Origin of the sequence: Limnobacter sp. MED105, from assembly GCF_000170915.1 — a bacterium.
Lineage (GTDB): Bacteria > Pseudomonadota > Gammaproteobacteria > Burkholderiales > Burkholderiaceae_B > Limnobacter.
The window spans coordinates 96,514-111,007 of record NZ_ABCT01000003.1; the positions used below are offsets into that span (position 1 = coordinate 96,514).

A 14,494-nucleotide genomic window follows, 5' to 3' on the forward strand; every position below is an offset into this window, starting at 1 on the left:
AGCCCGGGTGGTGAAATTGGTAGACACAACGGACTTAAAATCCGTCGCTTACCGTAAAAGGGGCGTACCGGTTCGATTCCGGTCCCGGGCACCACAGGCAACACTCTTCACACAAACAATCGCGCGTACAATAGCGCATTGCGTCTAGAACTACCTCAAAGAACAACATCGTGACTCGCCGAATTCTTGTTACCTCTGCCTTGCCGTATGCCAACGGTGCCATTCACTTGGGCCACTTGGTCGAATACATTCAGACCGATATCTGGGTTCGGTTCCAGAAAATGCAAAGCAACGAGGTGTACTACGTGTGTGCCGATGACACCCACGGCACTCCAGTCATGTTGCGTGCGCAAGCCGAGGGCATCAGCCCCGAAGAATTGATTGCTCGAGTCAGCACAGAACACCAACGCGACTTTGCCAGCTTCCATGTGGGCTTTGACAACTACTATTCCACCAACGCACCCGAGAACAAAGCCCATTGCGAGACCATTTACACGCGCTTGCGTGATGCGGGTTTAATCCAAACCCGTTCGGTTGAACAGTTCTATGATCCGGTCAAGGAAATGTTTTTGCCCGATCGCTTTATCAAGGGCGAGTGTCCAAAGTGCGGTGCGAAAGACCAATACGGTGATTCATGCGAGGTGTGCGGTGCCACCTATCAGCCCACTGAGCTGAAAAACGCCTACTCCACAGTGTCTGGTGCTGCCCCTGTGCGCAAAAGCTCCGACCATTACTTCTTCAAGCTTTCAGACCCGCGCTGTGAAAATTTCCTTCGCCAATGGACTCAAAGCGAAGGCCGCCTGCAGGTGGAAGCCAGCCGCAAAATGCAGGAATGGTTGGGTGAAGAAGGCAGCGGCAAACTGGCCGACTGGGACATTTCCCGCGACGCACCCTACTTCGGTTTCGAAATTCCAGATGCGCCCGGCAAATATTTCTACGTGTGGCTGGATGCACCTGTAGGCTATTTCGCCAGCTTCCAGAATCTGTGTGAACGAATCGGCGTGGACTATCAGGAATTTCTGAAAGCAGACACCAACACCGAGATGATTCACTTCATCGGCAAAGACATTCTGTATTTCCACGCCCTGTTTTGGCCAGCGATGCTTCAGTTTGCCGGTTTGCGCACGCCCACCAAGGTGAATGCACACGGCTTTTTGACAGTCGATGGCGCAAAAATGAGCAAAAGCCGCGGCACGTTTATTACCGCCGAAAGCTTCATTCAACAGGGCTTGAACCCGGAATGGCTGCGCTACTACTTTGCGGCCAAACTCAATTCCACCATGGAAGACCTGGACCTGAGTTTTTCAGATTTCACCGCCCGCGTGAACAGTGACCTGGTCGGCAAATACATCAATATCGCAAGCCGAAGCGCGGGTTTTCTGGTGAAAAACTTCGAAGGCCGCGTACTTGATTCCGCCATGCAACACCCGCTGCTCGCAGACATTCGCGCACAGGCTGCCGCAATTGCTGCACATTACGACGAACGTGAATATGGCAAAGCCATTCGCGAAGTCATGGCCTGCGCCGACAAAGTGAATGCCTACGTGGATCAGGAAAAGCCATGGGAATTGGCCAAGAACCCGGACAAGCAAGCTGAATTGCAAACCGCTTGTTCCATTTGTCTTGAAGCGTTCCGCTTGCTCACCCTGTATTTGAAACCTGTGCTGCCAGTACTGGCCGGCAACGCCGAGAATATTTTGGGTGTCGCGCCAATGACCTGGGCCGATGTGAATACTCCGTTGAGCAGCGCGACACCTGTGCAGGCATTCAAACACCTGATGCAGCGCGTGGATCAAAAGCAAATCGACGCTTTGATAGACGCCAACAAACAATCTTTGGCGCCTACTTCAGCATCCCCTGTGAAAACCGCCGCCAAAAAATCTGCCACGTCAGTTGCAAGCACCGCGTCAGGCGAATACATCAGTATTGATGACTTCACCAAGATTGACCTACGAATTGGTTTGGTGAAAGAGTGCAAGGCAGTGGAAGGCTCCACGAAATTACTTCAACTCACGGTCGATCTGGGCGAAGAAAAACCACGCAATATTTTTTCGGGTATCGCTGCGCACTATCAGGCAGAGCAACTGACAGGGCAGTACGTTGTGGTGGTGGCCAACCTGGCACCACGCAAAATGAAATTTGGACTTTCTGAAGGCATGGTGTTGTGTGCGGCATCGGATGACGACACCGCATTAAGCACCCTGACAGCGTTGGGCAAACTTACGCCAGGAATGAAAATCAGCTAAAAGGAAAACATGGCCACCCCCCAGTTTCTGAAAACGCTCAAGCCATTCAAACCACGTATTGTGGACAGCTTGCAGGGATACAACTCCCAGCGTTTTTTGAAAGACCTGGGGGCAGGCATTACCGTAGGGGTAGTTGCGCTGCCGTTGGCCATGGCCTTCGCAATTGCCAGCGGGCTTGAGCCACAAACCGGCCTTTTCACCGCCATTGTGGCGGGCTTCATCATCTCCGCCTTTGGCGGATCCAGCGTTCAAATTGGCGGCCCTGCCGGTGCATTTATCGTGGTGGTGCTCGGCATCGTCAACCAATATGGCGTAGCCAACCTGATCGTTTGCACACTGATGGCTGGGGGGCTACTGTTCCTCATGGGCTTGACTGGCCTAGGAAGCCTGGTGCGACTCATACCGGTCAGCATTGTGATCGGCTTTACCAACGGCATCGCGGTATTAATTGCACTGTCTCAAATCAAAGATTTCTTTGGTTTGAACATTGATGTGACCCAAGGCAATTTTTTTGAAAAGAACTGGGCCTTGCTGCAGGCTATTCCTGGCCTCAATTGGTCTGCATTCGCGCTTGCCAGCATAAGCCTCGCGTTCCTTTTTCTATGGCCCAAATTGTTTGCTGTGCTCAGCAAAGAACACTCTGAAGGCACGTTTCCGAAAATTCTTCAAAGTGTTCCCGGCTCTGTGATATTGCTGGTTGCTGGCACCCTGGCTGCCTACATTCTTGGGCTTGACATTGAAACCATCGGCAGCAAATTTGGCGAAATTCCACGCAGCCTTCCAACGTTGACCCTGCCGTCCATCGAGTTGGCCAGCGTTCAAACGCTAATTGGCCCCACCTTGACCATTGCATTTCTGTGCGCCATCGAATCGCTGTTGTGCGCGCGTGTGGCCGACGGCATTACCCATGAGAAACACGACCCCAACCAGGAATTGATGGCCCAAGGTTTGGCCAATATCGCCTCTCCCCTGTTCGGCGGCATGCCGGCCACGGGCACCATCGCCCGCACAGTCACCAATATCCGTTCAGGTGGAAACTCCCCTGTGGCCGGAATCATTCACGCATTGGTGCTGTTGATCATCATGCTGGTCGCCGCACCACTGGCGTTTCACATTCCATTGGCAGTGCTCTCGGCCGTTTTGATGTTCGTGGCCTACAACATGGGTGAATGGCGTGAATTCCCAAAATTAAAGCAGTACACCACCGTGTACAGGGTCATCATGTTGGCCACTTTCCTTCTCACAGTGATTGTCGACCTTACGGTTGCAGTTCAGGTGGGCTTGGTATTGGCAGGCGTATTTTTTATCTACCGGGTTTCAACCCTCACAGAATTCATTCCGGTTTACCTGAAAGACGAAGACAGGGCACGAGGAATTGCGGCCTATAAAATTTATGGCTCCCTGTTTTTTGCAGTGGTGGGGAAAATTGAAAACCTGATTCTGAACACCGGAAAATCGACCAAAATATTGATTCTCGACCTTCACCAAACCATTTCAATTGACACCACCGCGCTGGAATGCCTGGAGGAATTGAATTCGGAACTGCAGCGTGCGGGCCATACACTGATATTTTGCGGCCTGAACAGTCAAGCCCTGTCCCTGTTCAAACGCAGTGGTTTTGCGGCCCAGCTCCAAGCTTGGCAAATACAGGATGACTTTTCCGCGGCAATGGCACACGCCCAAGCAATTTCCGTCGAGGATCAGGCTGGCGCCTGATAAAATAGAAAATATCCTTTTAAACCATTTATTTGGCACGACACCATGCAATACGAATCTGAAGCAACCCAGTTTCTGGTCCAACTCAAGAATGAACGCCCCCACCTTGAAAATGAGCAGCAAAAAGGCCGGGCCCTGCTGTGGGACAAGCAACTGGACAAGAAACTTCAAGAGGGCTTCAAAGAAGCCAAAGTTGCACAAAAGCCTTATGTGTATCAAAGCAAATAAAGTGCAGCCACTTTGAGCAGCGAACTCGACGACATCAGCGTACTGAACCCAAACGACAGCACCCCCGACACGGTGGATGGTGTTGGTTTGGCACGGCTGTACGGCGCCCCGTTGTTCAACATGCCCAAAGACCTTTACATACCACCCGATGCATTGGAGGTATTTTTAGAGGCTTTTGAAGGCCCACTGGACCTGCTGCTCTATCTCATTCGCAAACAAAACTTCAATATTCTCGATATTCCCATGGCGGAACTGACCCGCCAGTACCTCACCTACATTGAAGAAATTCGCACCCGCAACCTTGAGCTGGCCGCTGAATACCTGCTCATGGCCGCCATGCTGATCGAGATCAAATCACGCATGCTGTTGCCGGTGATACCCAAGGATGGCGAGGAAGAAGCGGAAGACCCGCGAGCCGAACTCGCCCGCCGATTGATTGAATACGAACAAATGAAGCTGGCGGCCCAAGAGCTCGACAAGGTGCCACTGGTGGGTCGGGACTTCTGGATTGCTCACGCCTTTCACGACCCGAACACCGTTGAACGCTTCCCTGATGTGAATCCGGAAGAACTGCGCGACGCCTGGCAGGCCATTTTGCGCCGCGCGTCACTGGTCAAGGCGCACACCATTTCTCGAGAAGAATTGTCGGTGCGTGAACACATGACCATGATTTTACGCCGCCTTCAAACCCAAAAGTTTGTTGAGTTTTTTGACATGTTCGACATTGAACGTGGTGTGCCGGTAGTCGTTGTCAACTTTATCGCCATGCTGGAACTGACCCGCGAGGGCTTGGTGAAAGTAACCCAGGCCGAGCCGTTTGCGCCCATCTATGTGCGATTGGGGTATGAAGCCACGGGCGGTACTGGGGCAGATAGCATCGTTCCGGTTTAAGGCACGCAAGTGCCAATTGGCAGGAATAAACTTGGCTTGATGGCATTCGCAAAGTCGCATGCCCTCCTCCGCCAGAAAGCCTGAATACCCCCTTTTTGAAATTCACACTGACTCACCAAGCTTGGCAAAAAAGCTGGCCAAGACTTGGTGTCGGCTTGCAGCCGAACATGGCGTGTGAATTCAAACGGGCAGGCTTTCTTGAAGGCGGAGAGACGGCAAAGCGAACTTCGCGAATGCCACGGACGGAGTTGAGATGCGGTGAAGCTTTGGAGCAGCGTTACATCATTCTGCCGATTCAGATCAAGTCGCCCGGTTTGATTCGCAGCGAGGGGCGACCTGCAAGGTCGATGCGAACACACCTTTGGTGTTTCGCATGCCCCGAGCAAGATTCAACACCGGGGAATTCGACTTGATCAAGGCAGAATGAGTGACGCGCTGCGAGTCACCAATCACTAAATCGCATTCAGCCGAAGAAGTCCTTCACTTTGTCCATCCAGCCCTTCGCCCGTGGCGAATGCTTGTCGCCATCGGCCGTACAAGACTGCTCAAACTCTTTCAGCAGTTCTTTTTGACGCTCAGACAAACGTACCGGTGTTTCCACCACAATGTGGCAGAACAAATCACCTGGGTAGGATGAACGCACTCCCTTGATACCCTTGCCACGCAAGCGGAATGTTTTACCGGTTTGTGTGCCTTCGGGAATATCAAACGATGCTTTGCCACCCAAGGTGGGCACCTCGATTGTTCCACCCAGTGCAGCGGCCGCAAATGAAACCGGCATTTCGCAATGCAGGTCATCACCGTCACGCTGGAAAACCGCGTGTTCTTTCAAGTGCACTTCGACATACAAATCGCCAGCAGGGCCACCATTGACACCCGGCTCGCCCTTGCCGCTCAAGCGGATACGCATGCCGTCGTCAATCCCGGCAGGCACCTTCACTTCAAGTGTTTTGTTGGTTTTCTTGCGACCCAAACCTTCACAGTCGTGGCACGGGTGCGGAATCATCTTGCCGGTGCCATGGCACTTCGGACAGGTTTGCTGCACGCTGAAAAACCCCTGGGTCATGCGCACCGCACCCGATCCACCACAGGTTGAACAGGTTTCAGGCTTGGTACCTGGCTTGGCACCACTGCCGGAGCATGTACCGCAGTTGTCCCACACCGGTACACGGATTTGGGTATCAAAGCCCTTGGCCGCCTGTTCCAGCGTAATTTCCATGTTGTACTTCAGGTCGGAACCACGGTACATCTGCGACTGGCGAGAACCACCGCCGCCGGCACGTCCACCAAAAATGTCCCCGAAAATATCGCCAAAAGCGTCCGAGAAATCGGAGAAACCACCGGCACCGCCACCACCCATATTCGGATCCACACCCGCATGGCCGTGCCTGTCGTAGGCCGCACGCTTCTTGGGGTCGGTCAGCATCTCGTAGGCTTCTTTGGCCTCTTTGAATTTGGCCTCCGCATCCTTGCTGTCTGGGTTGCGATCGGGGTGATACTTCATAGCCATTTTTCGATAGGCTTTTTTCAGCTCATCGTCTGTGGCGTTTTTTTGTACACCCAAAATCTCGTAGAAGTCCCGTTTTGCCATGTCAGTCTCAATTCATGCAGCTGTTCGCGAAACACTGCTTTTATTCGTACAAAAAGGGCTTCACTGAAAAACTGCAAAATATGCAGCCAACCAGTGTGCCCTTGGTTTTTGGCGAAACGCCCGCAGGGGCGCCTCGCTGCCAACATTACTTGTCTTTCACTTCCTTGAAGTCTGCATCCACTACGTCGTCTGCATCGTCTTTCTTGGAAGAAGACTGCTGCTCGGCGCCGCCCGGGTTTGCACCTGCTGCAGCACCTTCTGCAGCTTGTTGTGCCTGCATGTCGGCGTACATCTTCTCACCCAACTTCTGGGCTGACTCGGCCAACTCCTTGGTGCGGGCATCAATGGCGTCTTTGTCTTCGCCCTTGGCTGCCTCTTCCAAAGCCTTGCAAGCCGCTTCAATTTTTTCCTTCTCACCAGCTTCCAGCTTGTCGCCATACTCACCCAGCGATTTGCGGGTGCTGTGCACCAATGCATCAGCCTGGTTCTTGGCTTCAGCCAGTTCACGGCGCTTGGCGTCATCTGCCGCATTGGCTTCAGCGTCTTTCACCATTTTCTGGATCTCGTCTTCACTCAAACCAGAGTTGGCCTTGATCACAATCTTGTTCTCTTTGCCTGTGCCTTTGTCTTTTGCTGACACATGCAAAATGCCGTTCGCGTCAATGTCAAAGGTCACTTCAATCTGCGGTACGCCACGTGGCGCGGGTGGAATACCTTCCAGGTTGAATTCACCCAGGCTCTTGTTGTCGTTGGCCATTTGACGCTCGCCCTGATACACCTTGATGGTCACAGCAGGTTGATTGTCATCGGCAGTTGAAAACACCTGGCTGAACTTGGTCGGGATGGTCGTGTTCTTTTCGATCATCTTGGTCATCACGCCACCCATGGTTTCAATACCCAAGGACAACGGTGACACGTCCAGCAGCAACACGTCTTTGCGGTCGCCACTCAATACGGAACCCTGAATTGCTGCGCCAGCGGCCACTGCTTCGTCGGGGTTCACGTCTTTACGCGGCTCTTTGCCAAAGAAGTTCTTGACGGCTTCCTGTACTTTGGGCATGCGGGTCATACCGCCCACCAAAATAATGTCGTCAATTTGTGACGTAGATACACCTGCGTCTTTCAAGGCCATTTTCATGGGCTCTACAGTGCGGCTGATCAAGTCTTCAACCAACGCTTCCAACTTGGAACGGCTCAGCTTGGTGGTCAAGTGCACAGGTGCGCCGTTGGCCATCGCAATGTAGGGCTCGTTGATTTCGGTTTGCTGTGAAGAAGACAATTCAATTTTCGCGCGCTCGGCAGCAGCCTTGATACGCTGCAAAGCGATTGGGTCTTTTGACAAATCAACGCCATTGTTCTTTTTGAACTCGTCGATGATATGGTCGATGATGCGCTGGTCAAAGTCTTCACCACCCAGGAAAGTGTCGCCGTTGGTGGACAGCACTTCAAACTGCTTCTCGCCGTCAATGTCAGCGATTTCGATAATCGACACGTCGAAGGTGCCGCCGCCCAAGTCGTATACGGCAATTTTGCGGTCGCCCTTTTCGGCCTTGTCCATACCAAACGCCAATGCGGCAGCAGTAGGCTCGTTGATAATGCGCTTTACATCCAGACCGGCAATGCGGCCTGCATCTTTCGTGGCCTGACGCTGGCTGTCGTTGAAGTAAGCAGGCACGGTAATCACGGCCTCGGTTACTTCTTCACCCAGGTAGTCCTCTGCGGTTTTCTTCATCTTGCGCAGCACTTCGGCTGACACTTGTGGTGGTGCCAATTTCTGGTCGCGCACGCCAACCCATGCATCGCCATTGTCAGCCTTCATGATGGTGAAGGGCATCATGTCGATGTCTTTCTGCACTTCAGCGTCTTCAAACTTGCGGCCGATCAAACGCTTCACTGCATACAAGGTGTTCTTGGGGTTGGTCACAGCCTGGCGCTTGGCAGGCGCACCCACCAGAATTTCGCCATCTTCCATGTAAGCGATAATCGAAGGGGTAGTACGCGCACCTTCCGAGTTCTCGATCACTTTGTAGCCACCGCCTTCAAACACAGCAACGCAAGAATTGGTGGTACCCAAGTCAATGCCAATAATCTTTCCCATGAATTTCTCCGTGATTTCTAAATTCAGTAATATTCGGTTAGGTCTGATATGGGGCTAAAGCCCTTCAGTTCAAGGGGTCTTTCAACCCATTTGCCAAAATTTATTGCACCAATTACTGCGCAACCGACACCAAAGCAGGTCGAAGCACGCGGTCATTGATCAAATAACCTTTTTGCAGCACTGCCACTACATGGTTGGATGCCACAGCAGGATCAACTGAATCGCCTGGCACCATGGCCACCGCCTGGTGCTGGTTGGGATTAAACTTTTCGCCCACAGGGTTCAGCACTACGACCTTGCCACGCTCAAATGCGGCTTCCAGCTGACGCAGGGTTGCAGCAACGCCATCTTTCAATGCTTCCGGAGTCTGGTTTTCTACGGCCAGTGCCATTTCAAGACTGTCCCGAACAGGCACCAAGGATTCAGCAAAGGATTCAATTGCGTACTTGTGCGCCTTGGCAACATCTTCTTGCGTTCGGCGGCGAAGGTTTTCCATGTCAGCGGCCAGGCGCAAGTACACCTCCTTGGATTTCTCAACTTCATGGTGTGCATTTTCCAATGCCGCCTTCAGTACGGAAATTTCATCTTGGGGCGCTTCTTGCTGAACAGCCTGCTCGGTTTCGTTTTGGGTCTGCGCGCCTTGCTGCTGACCTTCTGGTGCCTGGGCAGACGTTTGTTCGTCTGTAGCCGGCTTTCCAGTGGGTTCTGACATGTCTTTTCCTCCATTAAAATTCAAAAGAGGCGACAGGCCTTTACCCGTCGCCCCTACTCTTGGCGGTAAATTGGGGCATGAACGGAAAATTCAAGCCCCAAAAATAGAATTACGCAGAATTGTTGGCAGAAACTTATTGCGCGCCCATTTCAAGCGCCAATTTTCGACTCTCGGCCAGTTCCTGTGCCATGGACTCTTCGTAACCCATGTCGACTGGCCAGCCCTGCATGTGCTGCGCAGTAATTTCAGACAGCATGGCTGCCGCCAGTTCACTGTCATTCAGGCAAGCAATGTAATGAAACTCGCCGCCACCCGCATGCTGAAAGTCTTCGCGGCCTTCCTGATTAATTTCCTCAAGGGTTTCAAGGCAGTCGGCCATAAAACCCGGGCACATCACATCAATGCGCTTGGTGCCGGCCTGCCCCAAGGCTTCCAGGGTTTTATCCGTGTAAGGCTCCAGCCATTTGGCCTTGCCGAACCGACTTTGGAACGTAACCCGGTAATTGCCTTTTTGCAGCCCCAATTCCTCGCCCAACAGGCGCGCAGTCTTGTGACACTCGCAATGGTAGGGGTCGCCTTTGAGCAATGTCATTTCAGGCACACCATGAAAACTGAACAACAACACATCGCCCTGATCAAAATTGGGCTTGCCATGGGCTTGCCAGTGCTTGCGCACACTTTCAGCCAAGGCGTGAATATAGGCCGGGTGATCATGGTAATGCTTCACCAAACGAAGTTCAGGAATGTTTCGTACGGGCTTGGCCCAGTCAAAAACAGCATCAAACACTGAGGCAGTCGTCGCGGCAGCGTATTGCGGGTAAAGCGGAAATACCAAGACCCGGTCGTATCCGTCTTTGCGAAGCTGATCCATTCGGCTGGCCACCGAGGGGTTGCCGTAACGCATGGCCAACTCGACACGAACATCCCAGCGACGGACCTTGAATGCTTCCGACAAAACCCGAACCTGCCGCTTGCCGATTGCCATCAAGGGTGAACCTTCATCGGTCCATACCGTGGCGTATTTGGCCGCTGACTTCTTGGGGCGAATCTGCAAAATAATGCAGTTCAAAATAATCCACCAAACCAGCTTGGGAATTTCAACTACACGTGGGTCTGACAAAAACTCCTTCAGATAACGTCTCAATGACGGAGTATCTGCATTGTCAGGTGTGCCAAGGTTAACAAGTAAGACCGCCGTTTTCTGCGGCGTGCCGTGACGAAATGGGGCTTCCGTGCGCATGGATACTACCTAGTGAACATCAAGCCTGAAAGTATACCCAAAGCTGGCCGCCGGGGAGGCTTACCCTACTCCGGATCCGACAAAGCCGAAGAAACCAGCTTCGATGTAATGTCAACAATAGGAATCAGTCGCTCGTAAGCCATGCGTGTGGGACCAATCACACCCAAAGTACCCACCACCTCGCCGTTCACATGGTAGGGCGCCGAAATCACGCTCATCTCTTCCATGGGCACCAGGCTGGAGTCACCACCAATAAAAATTTGCACACCTTCGGCCCTGTTGGAGCTTTCAAGCAGGCGCAGCAACGCGGTGCGTTGCTCAAACACACCGAACATTTTTTTCAGTCGCTCCATGTCAGTCGATAAATCTGACACATCCAGCAGTTTTCGCTCGCCCGACAACAGTACCCCATCGGCCTGACTTTCCTCGGCCTCTGTGCCCGCATTGACCGCAGCCTGCATCAACTTACTAATATCCTGACTGATTTGGTGCAACTCCTCCGACAACCTTTGCTTGGCCTGCTGAAAACTCAAACCCGCAAAATGCTGGTTGAAAAAATTTGCAGCCATGGTCAATTCACTTTGCGTGTAAGGCTTCTCGACAATCAGGATCCGGTTTTGCACATCACCATCGGGCGTCACAATAATCAACAATACTTTTCGGTCTGAGAGGCTCAAAAACTCCACATGTCGAAACAGAGCCGCCTTTTTCGGCGCAGTGATCACCCCTGCGAACGACGACAAACTCGAAAGCAGGTTCACCGCCTTGTTCAACACACGATTAGGGTCCTCACGTTGAATACCACCACTCAATGCCGTTTGAACATCGATTGCCAAAGGCTTCACAGTGAGCAGCGAGTCCACAAACATACGGTATCCCTGCGGAGTGGGCACACGGCCTGCCGAGGTGTGTGGGGAAACCACCAGCCGCAACTCTTCGAGATCGGCCATCACGTTTCGAATAGTGGCCGGACTCAAATCCAGAGTCGAATACCTGGACAAAGCCCTGGAACCCACCGGGTTGCCCTCTGTGATGTACCTTTCAACCAATGTTTTCAATATGGAACGGGCGCGTTCGTCTATCATCAATGTCACTTCAAATGCGTGTTGCGATACGATTGGGCTTAGGATTGAAACCAAGGCTTCACTTTACGACAAAAACAGGGAATCAAGAATGCCGAAACAGAAAGGGATGTGCATTGCTGTGTTTGCCAAACATGGCGCCTCCCCAAAACAGGCCATTTGGCGAAGTGTGGTTGACCTGCTGGCCGCCAACGCCTTTCATGTACTGGTGTGCGATTCCATGTTGAGCAGCGGTTCTTCCAAACAATCAAAACCAGAATGTGACCACAGCAACTTTGAGTTTGCGAATTTGGCCCTGATCAAGAAAAAAGCAAAAATCGCAGTGATCATCGGCGGTGATGGTACTTTTTTGGGTACAGCCCGTGAATTGGCAGATTCCAACATTCCCTTGATTGGCATTAACCAAGGCCGCTTGGGTTTTCTCACCGACATTCGCCTGGACGACATCAACCCCACCCTGATAGACACCATCAACGGTCAATCGGTCTCGGAAAACCGGGCTTACCTTGAAGGTCAAATTTTGCGACAGGGCAAAGTGGTAGAAAATCACATTGCCCTGAACGACATCGTGATCAGCCGTGGCATTGTGGGCGGTATGGTTGAACTGCGCGTGGAGGTAGACGGCACATTCATGTATGACCTGCGCGCAGACGGTCTGATTATTTCCACGCCCACTGGTTCAACGGCCTACGCCTTGTCGGCCGATGGCCCAATTTTGCACCCCAGTCTGGCTGGCTTGCTGATTGTGCCAGTGGCCCCGCATGCGCTTACAAACCGGCCAATTGCGTTGCCCCAACACAGCACCATCGATATTCATGTCACCGGCGGCAAGCAAACCGGCGTGCACTTTGACATGCAGTTCAATGGCCGCGCCAAAGTGGGTGACCAAATACGGATCAGGGTGTCACCACACCCAATCCAGCTTTTGCATCCGGAACGCTATGATTACTTCGCCATGCTGAGGCAAAAACTGCACTGGAGTGCAAGCCCCACAGAAGCTCCCCATAAAACTCGAGGACTCAGAGACAGCGGCCATGCTAAGTAGTTTGACCATTCAAGATTTTGTTATTGTCGACAAGCTCGACTTGCATTTCGCACCCGGTATGTCAGTGCTGTCCGGCGAAACCGGCGCTGGCAAATCCATTTTGATTGACGCGCTGTCGCTGTGCCTGGGTGCGCGTGCCGACGCCTCGCAAGTTCGGGAAGGTTGCGAACGCGCCAACATTACTGCAGTGTTCGAACTGAACCCAGCTGCCAAAGCCATACTCGATGAGCAATCGATTGATTGCAGCGAGGGCGAGATGCACTTGCGACGCGCCATCGAATCGAATGGCCGGTCAAAAGCCTACATCAACGGCACACCTGTACCTGCCAGCACCCTGAAAGAATTGTCTGAAACCCTGATCGACATTCATGGGCAACATGCTTTTCAAACGCTGGCAAAGCCCGGGGAACAACTGCGCTTATTGGACGACTTCGGTCAACACAACGCCCTGATTCAGGCCACAACCCAAACTTATTCCCGATTGAGGAATTCTGAAAAAGCCCTGAAACAGGCCCAAAGCAGCCAAGAGGACCGGGCCGCGCGGCTTGAAAACTTGCAGTGGAAACTGGACTCGCTGAGCAAAGTAGCCCCCAAAGCGGGCGAATGGGAAACTTTGAGCAATGACTTCGACCGTTTAAGCCATGGCGCTGAATTGATCGAAGGCACACAGCATGCAAGTGATGTGTTGTCGCAAAATGAAAACGCCCTGCTTGATCAATTGACCCAAGTGATCGAGAAGCTCAGTCACCTCAGTACCCGCGACCCTGCACTCGAAGGTGTTGTGAAAACATTGTCTGAGGGCGAAATATTAATTCGGGAGGCCAGCTACGATCTGGGCAACTACCTGAAACACAACGACCTTGACCCCGACACACTGGCTGAAGTGGAAGCGCGCATGTCGCTTTGGCATGAAACTGCTCGCAAACTGCGCATTCAGCCCGAAACACTGCACACAGAAATGGAGAGTGTACAAGCCGAAATCAAAGGGCTTGAGGAAGGTTTTGATGTTGAAAAGCTTCAGAAAGAACTGACCAGCGCGCGGCAAGCCTATGAAACACAAGCCGAACTGCTCACAACGGCTCGCAAGAAAGCTGCCCAGGCCTTGTCAAAACGAGTCACAGAATCTATGCAAACACTCAGCATGCAGGGTGGTGTGTTTGTCGTGGATGTGTCTGGGAGCGAACCATCAGCCAAGGGCAGCGACACCATTGAATTCCGCGTGGCAGGGCACCCTGGGGTTACACCTCAAGCCATTCAAAAAGTGGCCTCGGGTGGCGAACTTGCACGCATCAGCCTGGCGATTACAGTTAATACCGTTGAAAGCACACCGGTACCTACCCTGATTTTCGACGAGGTTGATAGCGGCATTGGCGGCGCAGTTGCTGAAACCGTGGGGCGTTACCTTCGCCTGTTGGCCGCGAATAAACAGGTGCTGTGCGTAACCCACCTGCCTCAAGTAGCGGCCCAAGGCCACAACCATTTTCAGGTCAGCAAAGACATTTCAGCGCAAACAACACGCTCAAAAATTGTGCAATTGGAGTCAAAGGCGCGAGTAGAAGAAATTGCAAGAATGCTGGGCGGGCAGGTGATCACCGAGGCCACACGCACTGCGGCGCATGAAATGATTGCCTCGGCAAACAGTTAA

11 protein-coding genes and 1 tRNA gene are annotated in these 14,494 nt (G+C 52.6%); 7 read left to right on the forward strand and 5 right to left on the reverse strand.

The annotated features are described in order from the left end of the window. The first annotated feature begins 1 nt into the window (after position 1). The 5 genes from LMED105_RS04460 to LMED105_RS04480 all read left to right on the forward strand — a co-directional run bounded on the left by LMED105_RS04460 (position 2) and on the right by LMED105_RS04480 (position 5,081). Positions 2–94: transfer RNA gene (locus tag LMED105_RS04460), tRNA-Leu, on the forward strand. Between the two features lie 76 nt (positions 95–170). Continuing rightward, entirely contained in the window at positions 171–2,246 is a 2,076-nt protein-coding gene (metG, locus tag LMED105_RS04465) for a methionine--tRNA ligase (RefSeq protein WP_008248580.1), read from the forward strand. Positions 2,247–2,255: 9 nt separating this feature from the next. Beyond that, on the forward strand, positions 2,256–3,962 hold the full coding sequence (locus LMED105_RS04470; RefSeq protein WP_008248581.1) for a SulP family inorganic anion transporter: 1,707 nt from the start codon (positions 2,256–2,258) through the stop codon (positions 3,960–3,962). A 45-nt stretch (positions 3,963–4,007) separates the two neighbouring features. Beyond that, entirely contained in the window at positions 4,008–4,190 is a 183-nt protein-coding gene (locus LMED105_RS04475; protein ID WP_008248586.1) for a DUF3460 family protein, read from the forward strand. A gap of 12 nt (positions 4,191–4,202) precedes the next feature. Further along, positions 4,203–5,081: a ScpA family protein gene (locus tag LMED105_RS04480; RefSeq protein ID WP_008248594.1), complete on the forward strand. Its 879-nt coding sequence runs from the start codon at positions 4,203–4,205 to the stop codon at positions 5,079–5,081. A 463-nt stretch (positions 5,082–5,544) separates the two neighbouring features. Here the strand turns inward: LMED105_RS04480 and dnaJ are convergent, their stop codons facing one another. The 5 genes from dnaJ to hrcA all read right to left on the reverse strand — a co-directional run bounded on the left by dnaJ (position 5,545) and on the right by hrcA (position 11,804). Next, on the reverse strand, positions 5,545–6,672 hold the full coding sequence (dnaJ, locus tag LMED105_RS04485) for a molecular chaperone DnaJ (RefSeq protein ID WP_008248596.1): 1,128 nt from the start codon (positions 6,670–6,672) through the stop codon (positions 5,545–5,547). 145 nt (positions 6,673–6,817) lie between these two features. Continuing rightward, positions 6,818–8,770, reverse strand: a complete 1,953-nt coding sequence (gene dnaK, locus LMED105_RS04490) for a molecular chaperone DnaK (RefSeq protein WP_008248598.1) — start codon at positions 8,768–8,770, stop codon at positions 6,818–6,820. A gap of 112 nt (positions 8,771–8,882) precedes the next feature. Further along, positions 8,883–9,482, reverse strand: coding sequence for a nucleotide exchange factor GrpE (gene grpE / locus LMED105_RS04495; protein ID WP_008248599.1), 600 nt, complete (start codon positions 9,480–9,482; stop codon positions 8,883–8,885). Between the two features lie 133 nt (positions 9,483–9,615). Further along, positions 9,616–10,722: a ferrochelatase gene (gene hemH / locus LMED105_RS04500; RefSeq protein WP_008248608.1), complete on the reverse strand. Its 1,107-nt coding sequence runs from the start codon at positions 10,720–10,722 to the stop codon at positions 9,616–9,618. A 65-nt stretch (positions 10,723–10,787) separates the two neighbouring features. Then, entirely contained in the window at positions 10,788–11,804 is a 1,017-nt protein-coding gene (hrcA, locus tag LMED105_RS04505; RefSeq protein ID WP_040512382.1) for a heat-inducible transcriptional repressor HrcA, read from the reverse strand. Positions 11,805–11,895: 91 nt separating this feature from the next. Here hrcA and LMED105_RS04510 point away from each other — a divergent pair, with 91 nt between their 5' ends. Together LMED105_RS04510 and recN are read left to right on the forward strand one after the other, a co-directional pair. After that, positions 11,896–12,849: an NAD(+)/NADH kinase gene (locus LMED105_RS04510; RefSeq protein ID WP_008248612.1), complete on the forward strand. Its 954-nt coding sequence runs from the start codon at positions 11,896–11,898 to the stop codon at positions 12,847–12,849. Then, entirely contained in the window at positions 12,839–14,494 is a 1,656-nt protein-coding gene (gene recN, locus LMED105_RS04515) for a DNA repair protein RecN (protein WP_008248614.1), read from the forward strand. Before LMED105_RS04510 ends, recN begins: the two co-directional genes overlap by 11 nt.

What these genes read in the sequence shown, in the direction of transcription:
- LMED105_RS04470 (WP_008248581.1), top strand. Translation starts at nt 2,256, where the DNA reads ATGGCCACCCCCCAGTTTCTGAAAACGCTCAAGCCATTCAAACCACGT.
- LMED105_RS04475 (WP_008248586.1), top strand. Translation starts at nt 4,008, where the DNA reads ATGCAATACGAATCTGAAGCAACCCAGTTTCTGGTCCAACTCAAGAAT.
- dnaJ (WP_008248596.1), bottom strand. Translation starts at nt 6,672, where the DNA reads ATGGCAAAACGGGACTTCTACGAGATTTTGGGTGTACAAAAAAACGCC.
- dnaK (WP_008248598.1), bottom strand. Translation starts at nt 8,770, where the DNA reads ATGGGAAAGATTATTGGCATTGACTTGGGTACCACCAATTCTTGCGTT.
- grpE (WP_008248599.1), bottom strand. Translation starts at nt 9,482, where the DNA reads ATGTCAGAACCCACTGGAAAGCCGGCTACAGACGAACAAACGTCTGCC.
- hemH (WP_008248608.1), bottom strand. Translation starts at nt 10,722, where the DNA reads ATGCGCACGGAAGCCCCATTTCGTCACGGCACGCCGCAGAAAACGGCG.
- LMED105_RS04510 (WP_008248612.1), top strand. Translation starts at nt 11,896, where the DNA reads ATGCCGAAACAGAAAGGGATGTGCATTGCTGTGTTTGCCAAACATGGC.
- recN (WP_008248614.1), top strand. Translation starts at nt 12,839, where the DNA reads ATGCTAAGTAGTTTGACCATTCAAGATTTTGTTATTGTCGACAAGCTC.